The organism is Streptomyces sp. NPDC002588 (genome assembly GCF_040295925.1).
Lineage (GTDB): Bacteria > Actinomycetota > Actinomycetes > Streptomycetales > Streptomycetaceae > Streptomyces.
Genome location: NZ_JBEOWF010000003.1, coordinates 79,933 through 100,654 on the forward strand (window position 1 = coordinate 79,933; position 20,722 = coordinate 100,654).

20 protein-coding genes are annotated in these 20,722 nt (G+C 71.0%); 10 read left to right on the plus strand and 10 right to left on the minus strand.

The window, feature by feature from the left end:
• Nucleotides 1-124: 124 nt before the first annotated feature.
• The 9 genes from ABT057_RS04970 to ABT057_RS05010 are packed head-to-tail and all read left to right on the plus strand — an operon-like array spanning nucleotide 125 to nucleotide 8,266.
• Nucleotides 125-1,117 carry a fumarylacetoacetate hydrolase family protein gene (locus tag ABT057_RS04970; RefSeq protein ID WP_352341041.1) on the plus strand — a complete coding sequence of 331 codons (993 nt, stop codon included), beginning with the start codon at nucleotides 125-127 and terminating at the stop codon, nucleotides 1,115-1,117.
• The gene (locus tag ABT057_RS04975; protein WP_352341042.1) at nucleotides 1,114-2,070 is read left to right on the plus strand and encodes a cyclase family protein; all 957 of its coding nucleotides are present in this window, start codon (nucleotides 1,114-1,116) and stop codon (nucleotides 2,068-2,070) included. The genes ABT057_RS04970 and ABT057_RS04975 overlap by 4 nt, the downstream gene beginning before the upstream one ends.
• Nucleotides 2,071-2,102: 32 nt before the next feature.
• Entirely contained in the window at nucleotides 2,103-3,233 is a 1,131-nt protein-coding gene (locus ABT057_RS04980; protein WP_352341043.1) for an FAD-dependent oxidoreductase, read from the plus strand.
• Complete coding sequence (locus ABT057_RS04985) at nucleotides 3,230-4,228, plus strand: amidohydrolase family protein (protein WP_352341044.1); 999 nt, start codon at nucleotides 3,230-3,232, stop codon at nucleotides 4,226-4,228. The genes ABT057_RS04980 and ABT057_RS04985 overlap by 4 nt, the downstream gene beginning before the upstream one ends.
• Nucleotides 4,229-4,232: 4 nt before the next feature.
• Nucleotides 4,233-5,165, plus strand: a complete 933-nt coding sequence (locus ABT057_RS04990; RefSeq protein ID WP_352341045.1) for a VOC family protein — start codon at nucleotides 4,233-4,235, stop codon at nucleotides 5,163-5,165.
• 10 nt (nucleotides 5,166-5,175) lie between these two features.
• Nucleotides 5,176-6,105 carry a fumarylacetoacetate hydrolase family protein gene (locus ABT057_RS04995; protein WP_352341046.1) on the plus strand — a complete coding sequence of 310 codons (930 nt, stop codon included), beginning with the start codon at nucleotides 5,176-5,178 and terminating at the stop codon, nucleotides 6,103-6,105.
• The gene (locus ABT057_RS05000) at nucleotides 6,102-6,827 is read left to right on the plus strand and encodes an SDR family NAD(P)-dependent oxidoreductase (RefSeq protein ID WP_352341047.1); all 726 of its coding nucleotides are present in this window, start codon (nucleotides 6,102-6,104) and stop codon (nucleotides 6,825-6,827) included. The genes ABT057_RS04995 and ABT057_RS05000 overlap by 4 nt, the downstream gene beginning before the upstream one ends.
• A gap of 33 nt (nucleotides 6,828-6,860) precedes the next feature.
• On the plus strand, nucleotides 6,861-7,616 hold the full coding sequence (locus ABT057_RS05005) for a CoA transferase subunit A (RefSeq protein ID WP_352341048.1): 756 nt from the start codon (nucleotides 6,861-6,863) through the stop codon (nucleotides 7,614-7,616).
• Complete coding sequence (locus ABT057_RS05010; protein ID WP_352341049.1) at nucleotides 7,613-8,266, plus strand: CoA transferase subunit B; 654 nt, start codon at nucleotides 7,613-7,615, stop codon at nucleotides 8,264-8,266. Before ABT057_RS05005 ends, ABT057_RS05010 begins: the two co-directional genes overlap by 4 nt.
• A 125-nt stretch (nucleotides 8,267-8,391) precedes the next feature.
• Here the strand turns inward: ABT057_RS05010 and ABT057_RS05015 are convergent, their stop codons facing one another.
• Entirely contained in the window at nucleotides 8,392-9,393 is a 1,002-nt protein-coding gene (locus tag ABT057_RS05015; protein WP_352341225.1) for a LacI family DNA-binding transcriptional regulator, read from the minus strand.
• A 106-nt stretch (nucleotides 9,394-9,499) separates the two neighbouring features.
• Nucleotides 9,500-10,393, minus strand: a complete 894-nt coding sequence (bla, locus tag ABT057_RS05020; RefSeq protein ID WP_352341050.1) for a class A beta-lactamase — start codon at nucleotides 10,391-10,393, stop codon at nucleotides 9,500-9,502.
• Between the two features lie 52 nt (nucleotides 10,394-10,445).
• On the opposite strand from bla, the gene ABT057_RS05025 reads away from it, so the two are divergent.
• The gene (locus ABT057_RS05025) at nucleotides 10,446-10,769 is read left to right on the plus strand and encodes an antibiotic biosynthesis monooxygenase family protein (RefSeq protein ID WP_352341051.1); all 324 of its coding nucleotides are present in this window, start codon (nucleotides 10,446-10,448) and stop codon (nucleotides 10,767-10,769) included.
• Between the two features lie 50 nt (nucleotides 10,770-10,819).
• Here the strand turns inward: ABT057_RS05025 and ABT057_RS05030 are convergent, their stop codons facing one another.
• The 8 genes from ABT057_RS05030 to ABT057_RS05065 all read right to left on the minus strand — a co-directional run bounded on the left by ABT057_RS05030 (nucleotide 10,820) and on the right by ABT057_RS05065 (nucleotide 20,627).
• The gene (locus tag ABT057_RS05030; protein ID WP_352341052.1) at nucleotides 10,820-13,141 is read right to left on the minus strand and encodes a discoidin domain-containing protein; all 2,322 of its coding nucleotides are present in this window, start codon (nucleotides 13,139-13,141) and stop codon (nucleotides 10,820-10,822) included.
• Complete coding sequence (locus ABT057_RS05035; protein WP_352341053.1) at nucleotides 13,138-14,238, minus strand: peptidyl-prolyl cis-trans isomerase; 1,101 nt, start codon at nucleotides 14,236-14,238, stop codon at nucleotides 13,138-13,140. Before ABT057_RS05035 ends, ABT057_RS05030 begins: the two co-directional genes overlap by 4 nt.
• The gene (locus ABT057_RS05040) at nucleotides 14,235-15,557 is read right to left on the minus strand and encodes an alpha-L-fucosidase (protein WP_352341054.1); all 1,323 of its coding nucleotides are present in this window, start codon (nucleotides 15,555-15,557) and stop codon (nucleotides 14,235-14,237) included. Before ABT057_RS05040 ends, ABT057_RS05035 begins: the two co-directional genes overlap by 4 nt.
• 101 nt (nucleotides 15,558-15,658) lie before the next feature.
• Entirely contained in the window at nucleotides 15,659-15,838 is a 180-nt protein-coding gene (locus ABT057_RS05045) for a DUF6903 family protein (RefSeq protein WP_352341055.1), read from the minus strand.
• Between the two features lie 111 nt (nucleotides 15,839-15,949).
• Nucleotides 15,950-16,828, minus strand: a complete 879-nt coding sequence (locus ABT057_RS05050; protein WP_352341056.1) for a carbohydrate ABC transporter permease — start codon at nucleotides 16,826-16,828, stop codon at nucleotides 15,950-15,952.
• A 20-nt stretch (nucleotides 16,829-16,848) separates the two neighbouring features.
• Nucleotides 16,849-17,817 carry a carbohydrate ABC transporter permease gene (locus ABT057_RS05055; RefSeq protein WP_352341057.1) on the minus strand — a complete coding sequence of 323 codons (969 nt, stop codon included), beginning with the start codon at nucleotides 17,815-17,817 and terminating at the stop codon, nucleotides 16,849-16,851.
• Between the two features lie 16 nt (nucleotides 17,818-17,833).
• Nucleotides 17,834-19,156 (minus strand): carbohydrate ABC transporter substrate-binding protein, encoded by a 1,323-nt coding sequence (locus tag ABT057_RS05060; RefSeq protein WP_352341058.1) that lies wholly within the window; start codon nucleotides 19,154-19,156, stop codon nucleotides 17,834-17,836.
• A gap of 451 nt (nucleotides 19,157-19,607) precedes the next feature.
• Nucleotides 19,608-20,627, minus strand: a complete 1,020-nt coding sequence (locus tag ABT057_RS05065) for a LacI family DNA-binding transcriptional regulator (RefSeq protein ID WP_352341059.1) — start codon at nucleotides 20,625-20,627, stop codon at nucleotides 19,608-19,610.
• Nucleotides 20,628-20,722: the final 95 nt, after the last annotated feature.

The following is a 20,722-nucleotide window of genomic DNA, read 5'->3' on the forward strand; positions in this document are numbered from 1 at the left end:
CCGGGTGCACAAGGCCGGCCTGGGTCGGCATAAACGGCGTGGATGATCCTGATCCACGGAATCTATTTCCCAGATTACGAGATGGGGGCCAGATTGGTCCCACCGCAATCAGGAGGACACGCCCGTGAAACCCGCAGTCCCTTCCGAGCCCTTCGCCGGGCCGTTCGCCCTCGGCACCCTCTCCGCCCCCGGCCAGGAGCCCTTCCCCGCGCTCGTGGTCCGTGCGGGCCGGGTGCTGGACCTGCGCACCGAGCTGGGCGAGCCCGCCCTGACCGTCCGCGGCGTCCTGGAGCGCTGGGACGAGCTGCTTCCCCGTCTGCGTGAGTCGGCGGACGCCCCGGACGCCGCCTGGCATCCGCTCGACGGACTGCGTGTGCACGCCCCGGTCGAACCCCGGCAGATCTTCCAGTCCGGCGCCAACTACCGGCAGCACGTGATCGACCTGGAGGTGGCGCACCGCTCCCCCGACGACCCGCGCACGGTGGAGGAGGCGCGCGCGGAGATCGCCGCGGTCATGGACCGCCGGGCGGCCGAGGACCTGCCGTACGTGTTCATCGGACTGCCGAGCGCGATCACCGGCCCGTACGACGACGTCGTACTCCCCTCCTGGGCACGGCAGCCGGACTGGGAGCTGGAACTCGCGGCCGTGATCTCCCGGCCCGCCCACCGGGTCTCCGTCGAGGAAGCCCTCGACCACGTCGCCGGGTACACGATCGCCAACGACCTCACCGACCGCGCCACCGTCTTCCGCCGCGACATGAAGGCCATCGGCACCGACTGGCTGCGCAGCAAGAACGCGCCCGGCTTCACTCCGCTCGGCCCGTGGATCGTGCCCGCGGAGTCGCTCGCCGACCCTGGTGACCTGCGGGTCACCCTGAAGCTGAACGGCGAGACCATGCAGGACGAGTCCACGAAGGACATGCTCTTCGGCGTCGCCCGGCTGGTGTCGCACATCTCCCGGTCCGCGCAACTCCTGCCCGGGGACCTGGTGTTGACCGGCAGCCCGGCAGGCAACGGCATGCACTGGGGACGGCTGCTGCGGGACGGCGACGTGATGGACGGCACGATCACCGGTCTCGGTGCCCAGCGCACCCACTGTGTGGCGGAGCGGTCGTGAACCGGCACGATCCCGCGGGCGCGATCGCCGCGGCCGCCAAGACCTGCTCCAACTGGGGCCGTTGGGGCGAGGACGACCGTCTCGGCACCCTGAACTTCCTCGACGCGGCCAAGCGGCGCGAGGGCGCGGCCCTGGTCCGGCGGGGCGTGAGCTTCTCCCTCTCGCAGAGCTTCGACATGAACGGCCCGCAGAAGGGGTGGCGGCGGCGCACCAACCCGGTGCACACCATGCTGGACACCGGCACCGACGCGGCCCTCGGCAACCAGGGCTTCCCGCACGGCATCGGGGGCGCCGACGACGTGATCGCGATGCCGCTGCAGTGCTCCACCCAGTGGGACGGGCTCGGGCACATCTTCGACCACGGCAACGCCTGGAACGGACGGCGGGCCGAGCAGGTCGTCACCTCCGACGGCGACCTGGTCACCGGCATCGAGCACATGGCGCCGTACGTCGCGGGGCGCGGCGTCCTGCTCGACGTGGGCCGGGTCATCGGCCGGGACGGCGAGTTGCCCGACGGGTTCGCGATCACCGAGGACCATCTGAGCGCGACTGCGGAGGCGCACGGGGTGCGCGTCGGCCGTGGGGACATCGTCGCCGTGCGCACCGGACGGCTGGCCCGCGCCCGCCGTGAGGGCTGGGGGGACTACGCGGGCGGGGACTCGCCCGGACTCTCCTTCACCACGGCCGGCTGGCTGCACCGCACCGAGATCGCCGCGATCGCCACCGACACCTGGGGCTTCGAGGTGCGGCCGAACGAGTTCGAGCACGCCTTCCAGCCGCTCCACCAGGTCGCCATCCCGCACATCGGCCTGCTCATCGGCGAGATGTGGGACCTGGACCCGCTCGCCGCGGACTGCGCGGCCGACGGCGTGTACGAGTTCTGGCTCACCGCCGCACCCCTGCCCATCACCGGGGCCGTCGGATCTCCGGTCAACCCGATCGCCGTCAAGTGACCGGCGCACCGGTCGCAGCAAAGGACTTCCCCATGACCAGACCTCGTAGCGTGCTCGTCGTCGGCGGCGGCGCCTCCGGCAACGCCGTGGCGATCCTTCTGCGCCGCGCCGGCGCCGCCGTGGACCTGATCGAGGCCAGGCCCGACTGGAACGCCACTTCCGGCTCCGGCATCACCCTCCAGGGCAACGCCCTGCGCGTGCTGCGCGAACTCGGCGTGTGGGAGCGGGTCGCGGCCTCCGGGTACGCGTTCGGCACCCTGGGACTCACCGCCCCGGACGGCACCGTCCTGCATGTGGCCGAGGACATCGCCACCGGCGGCGGCGACCTGCCCAGCACCCTGGGACTGCAGCGTCCCCTGCTCCAGCAGATCCTGATCGACGCGGTCCGTGCCTCGGGAGCCACGGTCCGGCTCGGAACCACCGCGGAGCGGCTCGATCAGGACGCCGAGGGTGTCTCGGTGCGCTTCAGTGACGGTACGAGCGGCCGCTACGACCTGGTGGTCGCCGCGGACGGTCTGAACTCGGCCACCCGCGCGGCGATCGGCATCACCGACAAGCCCGAGCCCACCGGCATGGCGATCTGGCGCGCCCCGGCCCCGCGCCCCGCCGGCGTCACCCGCACCGACCTGGCCTACGGCGGCCCCGCGTACATCGCCGGCTACTGCCCGACCAGCGAGAGCACGATCTACGCGTATGTCGTGGAGGCCTGCCGCGACCGTGCCTCGATCCCCGCTGAGTCGTACGCGGACGAGATGCGCCGGCTCGCGCGGGCCTACGGCGGCGCCTGGCCGGAGATCACCCGGCACCTCACCGATCCGGCGAAGGTCAACTACACCTGGTTCGACCGCTTGTTGGTCGAGGGGTCCTGGCACCGCGGCCGGGTCGTCCTGGTCGGCGACGCCGCCCACTGCTGCCCGCCCACCCTGGCGCAGGGCGCGGCGATGTCCCTGGAGGACGCCTCGGTGCTGGCGGAACTGCTGACCGGCGGCCGGGAGTGGGACGACGACCTCTTCCAGACGTACTACGAGCGCCGCATCCCCCGGGTGCGGACCGTCGTCGAGGCGTCCGTGCAGCTCGGCCAGTGGCAGCTGGACGGCGTGCGCGACGCCGACGCGCCAGGCCTGATCGCCCGCACCATGGACCTTCTCAAGGCCCGACCGTGACGGCACCCACGATCGACGTACACGCGCACGTCCTGCTCCCCGAGGTCGAGGCCCTGGTGGCCGGCCGGCCCGGTCTGGCCGAGGCCCGCGCCCTGGACGCCCGCCGCAACGGTCCCGCCGCCCTCACGGTGAGCGGCCCCATGGTCCGCGAGCGCGTCCCGCGGCTGACCGACGTCGGCGTGCGGCTGGCCGCGATGGACGCACAGGGCGTGGATGTCCAGCTGGTCAGCCCGTCGCCCTCGCACTACCACTACTGGGCGGACGAGGAGACGGCCGAGCAGCTCTGTCTGCTGGCCAACGAGGCGACGGCCGCGCACTGCGCCCAGGCACCCGGCCGACTGCTCGGCTTGGGCCTCGCCCCCTTGCAGCACCCGAAGTTGGCCGTGCGCGCACTCGAACACGCCGTGGGCATGGGCCTGTCGGGTGTCGAGATCTCCTCCCACGCGCCGGGCCGCGAACTGTCGGACCCGGCGTACGAGCCCTTCTGGGCGCGGGCGGCCGAGACCGGTGCGCTGCTGTTCCTGCACCCCTTCGGCTGCACGCTCGACGAGCGGCTCGACCGGTGGTACCTGTCCAACGTGGTCGGCCAGCCCACCGAGAACGCCGTGGCGCTGTCCCACCTCATCTTCTCCGGCGTCCTGGACCGCCACCCGGAGCTGAGACTGATCGCCGCGCACGGCGGAGGCTACCTCCCCACCCACATCGGCCGCTCCGACCACGCCTGGTCGGCCCGCTCCGACGCGGGCGCCGGCTGCGCCCACCCGCCGAGCAGCTATCTGCGGCGGCTGTACTTCGACTCGCTGGTCCACGACCCGTCCGTGCTGCGGGAGTTGATCCGCGTCGTCGGAGCCGACCGGGTGCTGCTCGGTTCGGACTTCCCCTTCGACATGGGCACCGAGGACCCGCTCGGCGCGCTGCGGGCAGCCCGGCTCACCGACTCCGACTTCCACGCCGTCCGGGGCGGCAACGCGGCCGCCCTCCTCTGTAAGGACTGACCTGATGCGTCTGCTCACCCATCTGCGGCACGTCGACCTCGCCGTGCCCGACTACGACAGGCAACTCGACTTCTACGCCGGCGTCTGGGGCCTCACCAAGGTCGCCGAGGACTCCGGAATCTCCTTCCTGGCCGCCGAGGGCTCGCCCGAGCAGTATGTGGTAAGGCTGCGCAAGGCCGACGACAAGCGCCTCGACCTCGTCTCCTACGGTGCCGCGAGCCCGGCGGACGTGGACACACTGGCCGAGCGACTCCTCGCGGACGGAGTGCGGTTGATCTCCCGGCCCGGCAAGGTCGAGACGCCGGGCGGCGGTTACGGATTCCGCTTCTTCGACGTCGACGGCCGCACCCTCGAGGTCTCGGCGGACGTCGAGGTACGGCAGCACCGCAGGATCGAGGAGAAGGAGTCGATCCCGGTCAAGCTGTCGCACGTCGTCCTCAACTCCCCTGATCTGAACGTCACTCGGGAGTGGTACGAGCGCCACCTCGGCTTCCGGCTCTCGGACACGCTCATGCATCCCCGGATGGGCGAGGCGATGCACTTCATGCGGATCAGCAACCAGCACCACTCCATGGCCATCGCCAAGGGGCCGCACACCTCGCTGCACCACGTCTCCTTCGAACTGCGCGGCCTCGACGAGTACCTGCGCGGCTCCGGCCGGGTGATCCGCTCGGGGGCCCGCAAGCTCTGGGGACCGGGCCGGCACACGGCGGGCGACAACACGTTCACCTACTTCCTGGACCCGCAGGGCAACACGGTCGAGTACACGACGGAGCTGGAGCTGCTGGACGAGGACACCTGGCACCCGCACGTCTACGACTTCTCCCAGCCCGAGATCGCCGACCAGTGGGGCACGGCGAACCCGATGAACGAGCTGGTCGCCAAGGAGTCGTTCAACGACGTCGACCGCGGCGTGTTCGTCGCCCCGCCGGTGTGAGGCGGCACCCATGCGCATAGCCACCTGCCTCCACGAAGGCCGCCGATGGTGCGGTGTCGTCGAGGACACCGTCGTACGCCGCCTGCCGGACGGCACCTCGCCGCTGGACGCGGCCCTCGGGGTGCGCCCCGTGGGCCCGGCGGTCCCGCTCGCCGAGGTCCGGCTCCTGGCACCCCTGGAGCCGGCGACGCTCCGGGACTTCGTCACGTTCGAGGAGCACGTCGAGGGCGTACGGCGCTCGATCGACGGCTCCGGCGGGGTGCCTGAGGCCTGGTACGACGCGCCGACCTTCTACTTCACCAACCCCTACGCGGTGATCGGCCCGTACGACGACGTGCCCGTGCCGCCCGGCTCGAAGGTGCTCGACTTCGAACTCGAGGTCGCCGCCGTCATCGGGCGTGAGGGCCGCGATCTCACCCCGGAGCAGGCCCGCGACCACATCGTCGGCTACACGATCCTCAACGACTGGTCCGCACGCGACCTGCAGTCCCGTGAGATGCGGGTCAACCTCGGCCCCTGCAAGGGCAAGGACACGACCGCCACGCTCGGCCCCTACCTGGTCACCGCCGACGAGCTGGAGCACCACCGGGACGCCGACGGCTTCCTGCGGCTGGCGCTGACCGCGGCGGTGAACGGCGAGGTCGTCGGCAAGGACCTGCTGTCCAACATGAGCTGGACCTTCGAGGAGATGGCCGCCTATGCCTCGCGCGGCACGGTCGTCCGTCCCGGTGACGTCCTCGGCTCGGGCACCTGTGGCAACGGCGGCTGTCTGGCCGAGCTGTGGGGGGTGCGCGGGCGGCAGGACCCGCCGCCCCTGAAGCCCGGCGACACCGTCACCCTCACCGTCGAGGGGCTGGGCACGGTCTCCAACACCGTGGTCGCGGGCACCGGTCCGGTGCCGCTGCCGTTCGCCCGCCGCCGCCCCCGGGAGCGGCCGTGAAGCGGCTCGACGGGAAGGTCGTGGTCGTCACCGGCGCGGCCCGCGGCCAGGGCGCCGCCGAGGCGGAGGCCCTGGCCCGGGAGGGCGCCCGGGTCGTCGCCACCGACGTGCGGCCGCAGGGAGACTGCCGCCGGCTCGACGTCACCGACGAGGACGACTGGGCCGAACTCGCCGCCGAACTGGGGGAGTCGTACGGGCGGGTCGACGGTCTGGTCAACAACGCGGGCATCACCTGGCGCGCCCGGCTCGGCGAGGTCCGGCCCGAGGACTTCGCAAGCGTCCACGCGGTCAACGTCACCGGCCCGTTGCTCGCCGTGCAGCACCTCACGCCGCTGATGCCGCCGGGCTCGTCGATCGTCAACGTCGGCTCGACGGCCGCGCTCACCGGCCACTACCCGGTCGCCTACACGTCCAGCAAGTGGGCGCTGCGCGGGCTGTCCCGGACGGCGGCCATGGAGCTCGGGCCGCGCGGTATCCGGGTGAACACCGTCCACCCGGGTTTCATCGAGACCGAGATGACGGCGTCCGCCGCGCCCGGGTTCCGGGAGGCCAACCTCCGGCAGACCCCGCTCGGCCGTACCGGCACCCCGGCCGAGGTCGCCGCGCTCGTCGTCTTCCTGCTCTCCGACGAGGCGTCGTTCATCACCGGCGCCGAGATCCCCGTCGACGGAGGACTCACCTCACACGGCGGCGCCAAGTCGCTCTCCGAAGCGGTTCGCTGAAAGGCCGTCAACCTCACCATGAACAGAGCGCGTATGGACAAAGCAGGTCACAGCCCGGCCGGCGCGGTTGCCGACATTCCCGACGGTGCGTCGCTGGCCGTCGGCGGCTTCGGCCTCAGCGGAGTGCCGGAGTTCCTGATCCGGGCGCTGCACGCCCAGGGGGCGACGGGCCTGTCGGTCGTCTCGAACAACTGCGGCGTGGACGGCCGGGGCCTCGGTGTGCTGCTGGCCGCCGGGCGCATCGCCCGCGTCACGGGCAGTTACGTCGGGGAGAACAAGGAGTTCGCCCGCCAGTACCTCTCCGGCGAACTGGAGGTCGAGCTCGTCCCGCAGGGCACCCTCGCCGAACGGCTGCGGGCGGGGGGCGCGGGCATCCCGGCCTTCTACACCCCGGCAGGTGTGGGCACGCAGGTGGCCCAGGGCGGACTGCCCTGGCGGTACGCCTGTGACGGCTCCGTGGCCCTCGCCTCCCCGCCAAAGGAGACCCGCGACTTCCACGGCCGTCCGCACGTCCTGGAACACGCCATCACCACCGACTACGCCCTGGTGCGGGCCTGGCGCGGCGACCGCCACGGAAACCTGGTCTTCCGCAGGGCCGCCGCCAACTTCAACCCCCTCGCGGCGATGGCCGCGCGCATCACCGTCGCCGAGGTGGAAGAGCTCGTCGAACCCGGCCGGCTGCACCCCGAAGAGATTCACCTGCCGGGCATCTTCGTCCAGCGCGTGGTGGAGCTGACGCCCGCTCAGTCAGCCGACAAGCAGATAGAGAGAAGGACCGTACGCGCATGAGTACGCCCAGGGGCTGGACCCGCGACGGGATGGCCGCCCGCGCCGCCGCCGAACTCACCGACGGCTCCTACGCCAACCTCGGCATCGGCCTGCCCACCCTCGTCCCCGCCCACCTCCCGCCCGACGTGCACGTCGTCCTGCACTCCGAGAACGGCATCCTCGGCACCGGCCCCTACCCCACCGAGGACCAGGTCGACGCCGATCTCATCAACGCCGGCAAGGAGACCGTCACCGTCCTGCCCGGCGCCGCCTTCTTCGACTCGGCCCTGTCCTTCGGCATGATCCGCGGCGGCCACATCGACACCGCCGTCCTCGGCGCCATGCAGGTCTCCGCCCGCGGCGACCTGGCCAACTGGATGATCCCCGGCAGGACCGTCAAAGGCATGGGCGGCGCCATGGACCTCGTGCACGGGGCACGCCGGGTGATCGTGCTCATGGAACACACCGCGAAGGACGGCTCCGCGAAGATCGTCGAGGAGTGCGGCCTCCCGCTCACCGGCGAGCGCTGCGTCCACCGGATCATCACCGACCTCGGCGTCCTCGACGTCACACCCGAGGGCCTCACGCTGGTGGAGACGGCGCCGGGGGTGTCCTACGAGGAGATCGCCGAGCGGACGGCGGCGCCGCTGCGGAGGCGGCCGACGACATGAGACCGACACTACCGCCTCGCCGGCGAGCAGGTTGTGCACGGCGACCAGGGCCGGCGCGCCGCCGAAGGCCGTGGCCCGCACGAGGGGCGCGAAGCCGTCCCGCACCGCGGTCGGGTCCCTCGTCGTCAGGGCGCGTCCCCGGGCACCGGCCCGCTGGTGCCCCGGACCACCAGCTTCGGCTCCAGCACCGCTTCCCGCGGCTGGAGTCCGGGGTTCTCGAGCCGCTCCACCGCGTACCGCACCGCGTACTCCGCCATGAGCGCGGCGTCCTGGCGGACGGTGGTCAGGCCGACCGGGATCAGGTGGGAGAGGTGACTGTCGTCGTATCCGACGACGGACAGGTCACGCGGCACCTCGACCCCGGCCCGGATCAGCGACATCAACAGGCCCGTGGCGCTGCGGTCGTTGCCCGCGAGCACCGCCGTCGGCAGCGGCCGGCCCTGGTCGCGCTCCGCGAGGAGCAGGCGGCCGGTCTCGATGCCCGACTGTTCGGTGTGGTCGCCCGGCACGACACGGGCCTCGGCCTCCAGCCCGTGGCGGCGCATCGCCGCCCGGTAGGCGCGTCGCCGCTCGGCCGAGCCGGGGCCGCGGCCGCCGTCGAGATGCACGATCCGGCGGTGCCCCAGTTCGAGGAGATGCTCCATCGCCTGCCGCACGCCCTTGGCCTCGGCGGAGTGCACGAAGTCGACGTGGGCGTGCGCGACCCGGCGGCTGACGGACACGGCGACGGTACGGCGTCCCAGTTCCTCCAGGAAGGCCGGCTCGGCGAAGGAACCGAGCAGCAGAAGGGCCTCGCAGCGGTGGCTGAGCAGGGCCTCGACCGCTTTCTCCTCGCTGCGGCCGGGGGTGACACCGGACAGCAGGACCTCGTAGCCGAGGCGCTCGGCCTCGGGGTAGATGCCCTCGATGAGGTTGGTGTGGAAGGTCTGCTGCACGGCGAACATCACGCCGAGCGTGCGGCTGCGGCCTCGGGCCAGCAGCCGGGCCGCGCTGTCGGGGCGGTAGCCGATCTCGTCGGCGACGCGCAGGACCCGCTGCCGCGTCTTCTCGCTGGCCCCCGGCTGATTGCGGAACACGATCGAGACGAGCGCCCGGGAGACGCCCGCTCTCGCGGCGACGTCCGCCATCGTGGGCCGCTGTCTGCCCGACGCTTCCACCCGTTCCACCCGCCCTCCGACAGGGATCATCCTACTCGGGCTGGAGCGCGCCAGTAGCTGTGGTGCCGGGCCCGCGTCAGGTGAGGGCGGCCGCCAGCAGCGTGGCGGTTCTTGCGACCAAGGGGTTGTCCGTGGGGCCTTCGGGGACGTGCTTGGTGGACAGGACGGACAGGATCAGCGGCGGGCGGGTGGGCGGCCAGACGATGCCCACGTCGTTGGCGACGCCGTAGGAGCCGCCCCCGGTCTTGTCGGCGAGCGTCCAGTCGGTGGGCAGCCCGGCGCGGAACCGCTGGACGTCGGTGGTGTTGGCGATCAGCCACCCGGTCAGCCGTTCCCGGTCCTCGTCCGGCAGGGCCCGGCCGAGCACGAGCCGTGCGTAGGTCCGCCCGATCGCGCGAGGGCTGGTGACGTCCGTCTCCCGCCACGGTTCGGCCGAGTTCAGGTCGGGTTCCCACCGGTCGAGCCGGGTCGTGGGGTCCCCGAGCGAGCGGCAGAACCGGCTGATCGCGGTCGGCCCGCCCAGCTCGCGCAGCAGAAGGTTCCCCGCGCCGTTGTCGCTCTCGGAGACGGCGGCGGCGCACAGCTCCTCGACGGTCAGGCCGCTCGCGATGTTCTCGTCCGTGCCCGTGACCGGTGTGTACCCGGCGGCGGTGACGAACTCCCGGGTGTAGTGGATCCGCCGGGCGAGGTACTCGCCGTCGTGGTCGAGGTCCCGTAAGACCGCCGCGGCCGCGAGCGTCTTGAACACCGAGCAGAGGGGGAACCGCTCGTCGGCCCGGTACGTGACCGTCCGTCCCGTGGCCGTGTCGTGGGCGAAGACCCCGAGTCGTGCCGCGTACTCCTGCTCCAGGGCGGCCAGCGCTCCGGAGAGGTCCACCGGACCGGGGGCCGAGGCGCGGGCCGGGCCCGGTGAGCCGAGCGCGGCGGCGGCGCCGAAGGTGAGGAGCGAAACAGCTCTGCGCCTGTTCATGTGATCCGTCTCCCTGCTGAAGATCTTCCCGGACAGCAGGCAGGATAGGGGCATGAGCGTAGTCAAGATCAACGTACTGACCGTCCCGGCGGAGCAGCGGGAGACCCTCGAACAGAGGTTCGCCGCGCGGGCGCACGCCGTGGAGAACTCCGACGGGTTCGAGTGGTTCGAGCTGCTCCGCCCGGTCGAGGGCACCGACACCTACCTCGTCTACACGCGGTGGCGTGACGAGGCGGCGTTCCAGGCGTGGATGGAGGGCCCGATGAAGTCGGCGCACCGGGGCGGCGCGGAGGGCGAGCGGGCCAGGCCCGCGGCCTCGGCGTCCACGCTCTGGTCCTTCGAGGTGGTCCAGCAGGCGGCGCCGAAGGGCGAGTAGTTCGTCGCGGTGGGCGGGTGGGCACCGTGGTGTCCACCCGCCCGTGGCCGTCACACGTCGTAGACGGCGATCTCGGTCATCGTCGGCGTGTACTGCTCCGTCGCGATCTTGCCGGTGAGCGCCACCCGCAGCCGGGAGGTGGTGACGCTGCCGAAGCCGGAGACGGTGAGGTCGTGCCCGATGCCCGTGTCACGGCTCGCGAAGGTCACCCACCGTCCGGTCCCGGCGTCCCAGCGCTGCAGTTCGAAGGTCTGCACCCGGGGATTGGTGCCCGAGTCCGTGTACTCGTCCAGGTAGACCTCGTCGAAGGTGGTGTCGGCGCCGAGGTCGATGTCGAGCGTGATCGGGTAGGCCGCGTCGTCGGCCGCGGCCCAGCGGGTGGTCAGGCTGCCGTCGGTCAGCTTGTCGGCGGTGAGCGTCCCGTTCGCACCGGGGTGGGTGGAACTCGCCGTGACCGGTTTGCCGAGCGCCAGGTCGACGCGGTTGTCCGCCTCCTCCTCGACGGGGTCGTCGTCGACGGGGTTGGCGACCTTCGGGCCGACGGTGCTCTCGGCGATGCCGATGTCCGGCGCGTCGCCGTAGTAGAGGTGCGTGCCGAGGAAGTCCTCGGTGCCCAGGTGCGGGTTGTAGCGGCCGGCGTCGATCAGCGGTGAGTCGTCGCGCAGGGCGAAATGGGCCGCGGCGTCCCGGATCCGGTCCACGCCCGCGCCCGTGACGTGGTCGGCGGGGTCGCCGACGAACCGGGGATCGGCCCGGGTTCCCCTCGGGTCGGCCGGTTCCTGGACGGAATGGGTGCCGCCGGCCTCGTAGTAGTCGTTGTTCGAGAACACCGCCTGGCGTAGGGCGCCGGTACGGCGGTACCAGGGAGTCGCGGTGGTCGTCGAGGTGTTGTAGAAGACGTTGTTCAGGAAGTAGACACGGCTCAGGAACGTCTCGTCGTGGACGTAGTCGAGGTCCGCGCCGTCGTAGACGAAGGTGTTGTTCGTGAAGTACGTCGGCGAGTAGTTCGTCGACAGCATGTTCTTCACGAGGACGCCGTTGTCGTCGACGCTCAGGTTGTAGCGGGCCACCGAGTTCGAGCTGTTGCCCATGTAGGCCATCCAGCCCGCCGCGTTGTCGTGCGAGTAGTTGAACTGGTAGGTGACGTTGAAGTTGGTGTACTCGAGGTCCCAGGGGGTGCCGTCGTACTCGTTGTTCGGGCCGTCGTAGACCTCGTTGTACTGCATGACCGAGTCGGCGCCCGCCCACAGGTAGAGCGCGCAGGACACGGCGTCGTAGCGCTTGAGGAAGCCGTTCACCTCGTTGTACTCGACCGTCATGTTCTTGGTGTCGGCGAGCTGGATCGCGCCCTGGCCGATGCTCTCGGCGTAGTTGTGGCCGATGTAGACGTCCCGGCTGTACAGGTCGCGGGTGCGTACCCACAGCTGTTCCCAGCCCTCGTGCCACTTGCCGCTCTCGTCGTACTGGCCGCTGTCCGCGCTGTCGGCGGCGAACCAGTTGAACGCGAACTGGACGGCGTGCAGTTCGACGTTCTCGAAGGTGTTGTTCTCGATCCGGACGTCCTTGAAGTGGTAGCCGCCGGTGCCGTAGCTCTTGTAGTTCTTGCTGCCGAAGACCTGGAAGTCGACCGCGCCGTAGTGGATCTTCTGCCAGTAGCTCGGGCCGTCCAGGTTGTGGACGAAGACATCCGAGATGCGGAAGTGGTCCATGATGCTGTCCGCGCCGCTCGGCAGGAGGTCGGCGTTGATCGAGACCATGATGCCGTCGCGGACGTACGTCCCCGAGGTGATGTTGGTCGCGAAGTCGTCGTCGTTGGACAGTTCGACGTTGTCGATGTCCCAGTACTGCTGGTTGCGCAGCACGATGGCGCCGGTGAGACCGACGGTGGCGGGGTTCTTGGTGCCGTCGGCGTTGAACGGGCTGGGCACATGGCCGTTGGTCGCGATGTACGGCCGGCCCGCGTTCGGGTCGCCGTACGCCGAGATGGTGATCGGCTTGCCGGAGCTGCCCGAGCCCTTCGGCCACAGCTGCTGGTCCTGCCACTGCTCGCCGGCCTTGAGCAGGATGCGGTCGCCGGGCGCGAACGTCGTCGCGGTCGCCTTCGCCAGGGTGCGCCAGGCGGTCGCCGGGGAGGTGCCGGCCGCGGTGTCACGGCCGAGCGTGGCGTCGATGTAGTAGTCCCTGCCGCCGGTGGTGTTGGGCAGGTTGCCGGGCCAGGACGCCTTCACTGCGGGGCGGGCGGGGGTGTGGTGCGGGGCCGTGGCGGCGTGCGCCACGGGCACGAGCGCGCCGACGAGCAGCGCGGCGAGCAGGGCGACGAAGCCCGCGTACAGCGTCCGTATGCGGGGTGGTCCGGTGTCGACGGGTCTCATTGCTGCACATCCTCTGCGTTGATGGCGTCCACCGCCGAGGTGTCGACATCGAGGTCGCTGTGGTCCACCCGGCGCTGGATCAACTGGTCGAACTTCTTCTCGACGAGCGACTGCCGGATCCGCTGGGCGTAGTCGGCGAACGCCTTGTCCTCGTCGACGTCCTTGCTGTCGAGCTGGTAGTAGGTGACCTGGCCGGTGCCCTTGACGGGGGCGGAGATCCGGCCCGGTGCGAGTTTTCCGAGCACCGTCACGAGGTCCTGGTCGTGGGCGCTCAGGCCGGTGGCGGCGCTGCCGCCGTAGGTGCCGGTGGTCAGCCTGGCGCCCGGTTCCCCGGCGGCGACGGCCGCGAGGCTCCCGGCGGCGGTCACCCTGCGCTGAAGACCGCCGGCGTCGGCGGGCGCCGGCAGGACGAGCTGCGTGTACCTGTACGTCGTCGCGCCGGCGCTCCAGTCGTCCCGGTCGGCGTCGAACGCCTTCCTGACCTGGGCGTCGGTGACCCGCAGCGGCGCGTCGGCGCCGCCCGTGCCGAGCCGTTTCTCCAGGCTCGTGGTGATCTCGGTGAGCCGGTGCGTGTAGTACTCCTCCAGCGAGAACCGCTGGACGCCGTAGACGGTCCGGCCGGCGGCGAGGGCCTCTGCACGGTCCTGGTTCTCGGTGCCGAGGTCGGCGACGAAGTCCGCGTGATCGACGGAGTCGACGAGCCCCTGCTCCTTCGCCACGACGAGGGTGGTCTTGTCCCGGCGGATCTCGGCCAGCGCGCGGGTCTCGAGCCGCTGGAGCGCGGTCCTGTCGCCGACCTTCGCGTTCCAGGCGGGCACGCCTTGCAGGTGGTACTCGGTGCGCAGTTCGTTCTGCACGGTCGGCGCCAACCGGCGCATGTGGAAGAGGAGTTCGTCGCGGGTCACGGGGTGGCCGTCGAGGGAGGCGACCTCGTCGGCGGTGTGGTGGGGGCCGGTCAGGGCGAGTCCGCCGGCCACGAGGACGGCGAGGGTGACGCACACGCCGGTGATCAGGGCGAGGGCCCGGCGGGAGAGCCTGCGGGACGGGGCGGGGGCCGGTCTGCGGGCGGCGCGCGGCCTGGCGATCGTGCTCTTCACGACGCCTCCCCGATCACGGCCACCCGGGCCACGACGGGCGTGTCCCGCCGCTGCGGCACCTCGACCCGTACGGCGTCGAGCTCGGTCGGCGGGAAGGTCAGGATGCGCTGGTGGCCCACCGCGTTCGCCTCGGCGAGCGTCGTCCACCAACCGCCCCGGCGGCCCCGCACGACGACGTGCTCGATGCGCTGTCCCTGGGCGATGTCCTCCCCCAGGGCCACCGCCTCGACCCGGCGGGGTCCGGCGAACACGAGCGTCACGCATGGCAGTTCGTCCGCGTCGTCCGGCCGCCACGGTGTACGGCCCCTGCCCGGCCACGCGGTGGCGACATCGCCCGCCGTGCCGGACGACACCACCGCCGTCGCCTCGATCCGCCGCGCCCTGAAGTCCTCGATGCGCCGCCCCAGTTGCCCGAGAACCGCCACGTCGATGTCCCGCACCCGTCCGTACCGGTCCGGCGGGACGTTCAGCAGGAAGCAGGAGTTGCCGCCGACCGCGCGCAGGTAGATGGTGAACAGCTCGTCCGCCGAGCGGACCGCGGCGTCCTCGGCCGGGTGGTGGAACCACCCCAGCCGGATGGAGGTGTTGACCTCGGCCGGATACCAGACCAGGTCGTCCTCGTGCCCGGCCAGCGCGGCGCGGCTGCCGAGGTCGCGGTCGTCGCTGCGCACCCGCCGGGCGAAGCGGCCGTCGTCCGCGTGCTGGGAACGGTCGGCGGTCCGCTCGGCGTCCTGGAGGGCGCGCGGGACGACGCTCCACTCGTCGGGGCGGGTGTCGCCGGCCTCGTTGCCGCACCAGCGGACGTCCGGTCCGCAGACGCTGATGACCGCGTCCGGCTGCAGCTCTCGTACGACCGCGTAGTACCGGTCCCAGTCGTAGACCTGGCGTCTGCCGTTCGGGCCCTCGCCGTTCGCGCCGTCCAGCCACACCGTGAACACCGGCCCGTAGCGGGTGAGGAGTTCGGTGAGCTGGGCGACGTAGAAGTCGTCGTAGGCGGTGCCGGAGCCGTACGACGACTCGGTCCGGTCCCAGGGGGAGAGATAGATCCCGAACCGCAGTCCGTGCCGCCGGGCCGCGTCGGCGACCTCCGCGACCACGTCGCCCTCGCCGCCCCGCCACGGCGAGGCGGCGACCGTGTAGGCGGTGGCGTCGCTCGGCCACAGGCAGAAGCCGTCGTGGTGCTTGCAGGTGAGGATCACGCCGGTCATTCCGGCGCTCTTGAGTGCCGCGACCCACTGGTCGGCGTCGAGTCCGGACGGGTCGAACAGGGCCGGGTCGTCGTGTCCCTCGCCCCACTCGCGGTCGGTCATGGTGTTCATGCCGAAGTGAATGAACCCGTAGAACTCCATTGACTGCCAGGCGAGTTGGCGCCCGCTCGGCCGGACGGCGGCGAGTTCGCGTCCGGTTGCCGCGGCCGCCGTCACCGCAGCCGCCGGTTGTAGGCGGCGAGCAGGGCGAGCAGTCCGGCCAACGCGGCGAGCATGAGCAGGAGATGGCCCCAGCCTACGGTCGTGCGCGCGGTGACGACGAGCGCGATACAGGCCGCCGTGCCGAGCGTACGAACGGTGACCAGCAGCGCCGTACGCGTCGAGTCCTTCATGTCGGTCTTCCTTCCGCGTGGTTTCGCGGGGTCGCGGGTTCTGCGGGGTCTCGGTTCTGCGGGGTCTCGGTTCTGCGGGGTCGCGGTTCTGCGGGGTCGCGGTTCTGCGGGTCAGCCCTTCACTCCGCCGGCGGCGATGCCCTCGATGAGCCGGCGCTGGATGACCGCGTAGACGAGGAGGACGGGCACGATGACGATGACCATGCCGGCGTAGAGCCGGCCGTAGTCGGCCGCGGCCTTCTGCGCGGTGAACAGGTTGAGCAGGCCGACCTGGAGGGTCTTGCCCTCGCCGGGGAGCAGGGTGAGGGAGATGATGAAGTCGTTCCAGTAGGCGAGGAAGTTGAACAGGATGGCGGTGGTGATCGCCGGGCGCGCCATCGGGACCATGATCCTGGTCATGACCCGGAGGCGGGACGCGCCGTCCAGGGCCGCGGCCTCCTCGTACTCGACGGGTATGGACCGGAAGTACGCGGTGAGCAGGTAGATGGTGAACGGGATCGAGGTCGCCGCGTAGACCAGCGACAGGATCGCGGGGTTGTCGATGAAGAAGCCGTCGGGGAAGACGTCGACGAGCGCGCGGTCCCAGTCGACGAGCATGAGGAAGATCGGTACGACGATGTAGTTGACGTTGACGAACAGGCCGCCCAGGAGGGCGATCTCCACGAGGCGGCGGCCGCGGAACTCGTAGCGGGCGACGACGTAGGCCGCGGGCACGGAGACCGCCATGACGAAGACCAGCCCGAGTGCGGTGACGAGTACCGACGTCAGGAAGTACCGGCCCATGTGCGCGGTGACGAACGCGTCGGTGTAGTTCTGGAAGTGCAGGCCCTTCGGCAGGGTCCAGGGGCTGCCGAAGAACTCGCTCTTCCGCTTGAGCGAGGCGAGCAGCACCCAGGCGACCGGCACGGCGATGGCGAGGGCCAGGGCGGCGACGACGGTGTGGGTGAGCAGCCGGGCGGCGCGCGGGCGGGACGAGTCGGTGGTTGCCATGGTGTCCGTCCTCGGAACTGTCAGAACTGGAGGGGTTCGCGCCGCGTCGCCCGGCTCACCAGGAGCGACACGAGGAACGAGAACGCGAAGACGACGACGCCGATGGCCATGCCGTAGCCGTACGAGGAGTTCGTGTACGCCTGCTTGTACATGTAGTTGAGCAGGACGTCGGAGGAGCCGTCGGGTCCGCCGCCGGTCATCGCGCGGACGAGGACGAAGCTGAGGTTGACGGAGCTCATGATGAAGAAGGTCAGTGTGGTGCGCAGGGTCTGCCAGATGAGCGGCAGGGTGAGGGCGAAGAACTGGCGGACGGCGGACGCCCCGTCGAGTGCGCTCGCCTCGTAGAGCTCCTCCGGGATGCTCGCCATGCCCGCCATGTAGAGGACCATGTAGTAGCCGAGCGACTGCCAGACCATCGCGATGGCCACGGAGTAGAGCACGATCTTCTGGTCGCCGAGCCAGATCTGCTGCCAGCTGTCGAGGGACAGCAGCCGGAGGGTGCCGTTGAGCAGACCGTTCTTCTGGTCGTAGACCGCGGAGAAGATCGCCGCGATGACGACCACCGACAGCACGTTCGGAATGTAGAGGACGAAGCGGTAGAGGCCCCGGCCGCGCAGCCGCTGCCGGGTCATGATCGCGGCGAGGAACAGGCCCGTGCCCATCGTCACGACGGTCACCACGACGAGCAGCGCGACCGTGTTCTGGAAGGCGCGTACGAACTGGTCGTCGTCGAGGAGACGGCGGAAGTTGTCGAGCCCCACGAACCGCATGTCCGGGGAGAACCCGCTCCAGGTGTAGAGCGACATCCGGAACACGTTCACGGTCGGGACGACCATGAAGACCGCGAAGAGCACCAGCGCGGGGAGCAGACAGGCGAGGACGAAGCCGGTGTTGCCTCGTCTGCGGGCCGGGCGGGAACCCGGGGTGGAGGGCTCCCGTTTCGGCGCGCGTCTCGTCGGGCCCGGGGGCGGGGTGGACGGGGGTGTCACCGCGGCGGTCCTCACCTCAGTCGCCCGCCTCGCGCAGCTTCTCGCTGGCGTCGTTCAGCGCCGACTGCCACTTGTCCTCGGTGGTGTCGCCGCTGATGATGCTGTTGGCGGTGTCGAAGAGGGTGGCCTTGATGTCGACGCCCTCCACCGGCGCGGTGGAGGCGAAACCGCCGACGAGCGCGGCGACCGACGGGTCCTCGTACACCTTGTAGAACGCGGCGTTCTCGCCCGTCAGGCTGCTCGCGATGCCCTCGACCGGCTGGATCGCGTTCGACTTCGCGAAGATCTTCGCGGCCTCGTCGGAGTACAGGTAGGCGATGAACTCCTTGGCCGCGTCCTTGTGCTGGGCGGCGCTCGGGACCCACACCGACTCGACGGACGTGGTGATGTAGCGCTTGCTGCCCGCGGTGACCGTCGGCAGCGGCGTCAGGGCCCACTGGAAGCCCTTCGCGCGCGGGGCGTCCGCCATCTCGCCGACGATCCAGGTGCCGTTCGGCATGAACAGCGCCTTGTCGTCGAGGATCAGCTGCTGGTTCTTGGTGAAGTCCTGCTCGTTGGCGTACCCGACGGTGGTCGGCGCGGCGTAGCTCAGCAGGCGGGTGGTGAGGTCGAGGGCCTTGCGGGCGTTCGCGGTCTTCCAGACGTCCTTCTTGTACGTCATGACGTCGGTGTAGAACTGCTCCCCGCCGATGTCCGCGAGGAGTGCGAAGAAGTACGAGTCGAGGTAGCCGGCGGTCGGGTAGGTGAACAGGGGGATGCCCTGCTTCTTGGCCTTGTCCCCGAGCGCGAACATCTCGTCCCAGGTGGCCGGGACCTTCCAGCCCTTCGCCTCGAACAGGCCCTTGTTGTAGAAGAGGCCGGTCGGGGCGTAGTACATCGGCATCAGGTACGTCTTGCCGTTGCCGTAGGGGTTGGTGTTGAGGTTGCCGACGATGCCCTTGGTGAGCTTGTCCCCCACGGTCTTCGTCTCGCCGGGGACCTTCTCCTTCAGCACCGGGGTGAGGTCCTCGAGGGCCTTGTCCTTGACGAGGGTCTCGGTGAGGGCGGCCTTGCGGCCCTGGCCGAGGACCACGACGTCGGGGTAGCGCCCCGCCTTCATGTTCGGGGTGATCTCGTCCTCGATGCTCTTCGAGATCTGCAGCTGGACGTCGACACCGGGGTGCGAGGCCTCGTAGGCCTTGATGACCTGGGCGTACATGTCCCGGCCGTAGCCGCCTTCGAGAGCGGCGACCTTGAGGGTCGTACCGGAGTCCGAGCCGCTCCCGCCGCCGGACGAACAGCCGGCGAGCAGTCCGAACACCGTGACCGCGGCGCCCGCGAGGGCGAACGATCTCCTCATGTGGGGTCCCTCCCAAGGGCAGAACACGTCCGGTCGCCACCCAGACTGTTACGGTGGCACCGATAACATGAGGCCTTACGGTGGCACCGATCCCAGACGGACGCAAGGGGCCGAGGAGAGCCTTTTCGACGGACGGGACCACCGGGACGCCCGGGGCCGGCAGGGGCCTCCGGCACACGGGACCACCGGGACGCCCGGGGCAGCAGGGGCCTCCGACGCGCAGGGACCGCTCGGGCTCCGGGGCCGGCAGGGACTTCCAGCGCACGTGACCGCTCCGGCTCCGGGATCGACAGGGGCCTCCGGCACACGGGACCACTCCGGCTCCCGGATCGACAGGGGCCTCCGGCACACGGGACCACTCCGGCTCCGGGATCGACAGGGGCCTCCGGCACACGGGACCGCTCCGGCTCCGGGATCGGCGGCGCTGCTTTCCGTGGGCGGGTGCCCGGGGTCAGGCGGGGCGGGGCGGGGCCGTGGAGGCGCGGACCGACAGGGAAGCGGTGGCCGCGGCCGCGTCGGTGCCGGCCTCGTCGCCGTGCAGCAGCAGCGCGACGGCCGCCGCGCCGTAGCGGTAGAAGTCCTGCCGTACGGTCGTCAGCGCCGGGTGGCAGTAGGCGGCCAGAGCGATGTCGTCGACGCTGACGATGGACACGTCCTCGGGCACCGAGCGGCCGCGCTCGCGCAGTGCGCGGATCACCCCGAACGCCATCTCGTCGCTGGCCACGAAGACCGCGGTGACCTCCGGGATCATCGCGATGATCTGTCCCTGCCGGTATCCCGAGTCGGGCGACCAGTCGCCCTCCAGCGGCGGCGGCGCCTCGATGCCGGCCGCGGCCAGGCACTCCTGCCACCCCTGGCGCCGCCTGCGGGCCTCGATCCACTCGTCGGGGCCGGAGATGTGCCAGACCTGCCGGTGCCCCAGGTCGAGCAGGTGCCGGGTGGCGACCCGGCCGGCCTCCCGCTGGTCGATCCCGAGCACCCGGGCGCCCGCAGTCCGCGAGCCGTCGAGGGTGACGGTCGGGATGTCGCGGGTGATGTCCTCCATCTTCCGCGTCACGGAGATCAGCGGTACGGCGATGACGAAGCCGTCGACGCCCTGGTCGGCGAGTTTGGCCAGGGCCCCTTCCATCATGCCGGTGTCGAGCGCGGCGATGGTCGCGATGTTCACCGCGTACCCGGCCTCGCCGGCGGCGGCCTCCACGCCGGCGGTCACCGCCGAGCGCGAGTAGTACCCGCCGGAGGCCAGCAGCACCAGGCCGATGGTGTGGCTGCGGCCGGAGGACAGGGCCCGGGCGGCGCTGTTGAACCGGTAGCCGGTCTGTTCCACGGCGGCGAGGACACGCCGCCTGGTCTCGGGGTTGACGTTCGGCGAGCCGCGGAGCGCGCGTGACACGGTCTGCGCCGACACCCCGGCGGTGCGGGCCACGTCGGCCATGCTCGGCTGCCTCGTTCTCGCGGTGCCCTCGGTCATGGCGCGCTCCCTCTCCCGCGGCCTGCCCGCGATGTCGTCCGGTAGCTGATCCTATCCGTCTTGTTACACGTGGCATCGATAACATACGCTCAGCC

What these genes read in the sequence shown, in the direction of transcription:
- ABT057_RS04980 (WP_352341043.1), top strand. Translation starts at nt 2,103, where the DNA reads ATGACCAGACCTCGTAGCGTGCTCGTCGTCGGCGGCGGCGCCTCCGGC.
- ABT057_RS04990 (WP_352341045.1), top strand. Translation starts at nt 4,233, where the DNA reads ATGCGTCTGCTCACCCATCTGCGGCACGTCGACCTCGCCGTGCCCGAC.
- ABT057_RS04995 (WP_352341046.1), top strand. Translation starts at nt 5,176, where the DNA reads ATGCGCATAGCCACCTGCCTCCACGAAGGCCGCCGATGGTGCGGTGTC.
- ABT057_RS05005 (WP_352341048.1), top strand. Translation starts at nt 6,861, where the DNA reads ATGGACAAAGCAGGTCACAGCCCGGCCGGCGCGGTTGCCGACATTCCC.
- ABT057_RS05010 (WP_352341049.1), top strand. Translation starts at nt 7,613, where the DNA reads ATGAGTACGCCCAGGGGCTGGACCCGCGACGGGATGGCCGCCCGCGCC.
- ABT057_RS05015 (WP_352341225.1), bottom strand. Translation starts at nt 9,393, where the DNA reads ATGGCGGACGTCGCCGCGAGAGCGGGCGTCTCCCGGGCGCTCGTCTCG.
- bla (WP_352341050.1), bottom strand. Translation starts at nt 10,393, where the DNA reads ATGAACAGGCGCAGAGCTGTTTCGCTCCTCACCTTCGGCGCCGCCGCC.
- ABT057_RS05025 (WP_352341051.1), top strand. Translation starts at nt 10,446, where the DNA reads ATGAGCGTAGTCAAGATCAACGTACTGACCGTCCCGGCGGAGCAGCGG.
- ABT057_RS05030 (WP_352341052.1), bottom strand. Translation starts at nt 13,141, where the DNA reads ATGAGACCCGTCGACACCGGACCACCCCGCATACGGACGCTGTACGCG.
- ABT057_RS05040 (WP_352341054.1), bottom strand. Translation starts at nt 15,557, where the DNA reads ATGAACACCATGACCGACCGCGAGTGGGGCGAGGGACACGACGACCCG.
- ABT057_RS05045 (WP_352341055.1), bottom strand. Translation starts at nt 15,838, where the DNA reads ATGAAGGACTCGACGCGTACGGCGCTGCTGGTCACCGTTCGTACGCTC.
- ABT057_RS05050 (WP_352341056.1), bottom strand. Translation starts at nt 16,828, where the DNA reads ATGGCAACCACCGACTCGTCCCGCCCGCGCGCCGCCCGGCTGCTCACC.
- ABT057_RS05060 (WP_352341058.1), bottom strand. Translation starts at nt 19,156, where the DNA reads ATGAGGAGATCGTTCGCCCTCGCGGGCGCCGCGGTCACGGTGTTCGGA.
- ABT057_RS05065 (WP_352341059.1), bottom strand. Translation starts at nt 20,627, where the DNA reads ATGACCGAGGGCACCGCGAGAACGAGGCAGCCGAGCATGGCCGACGTG.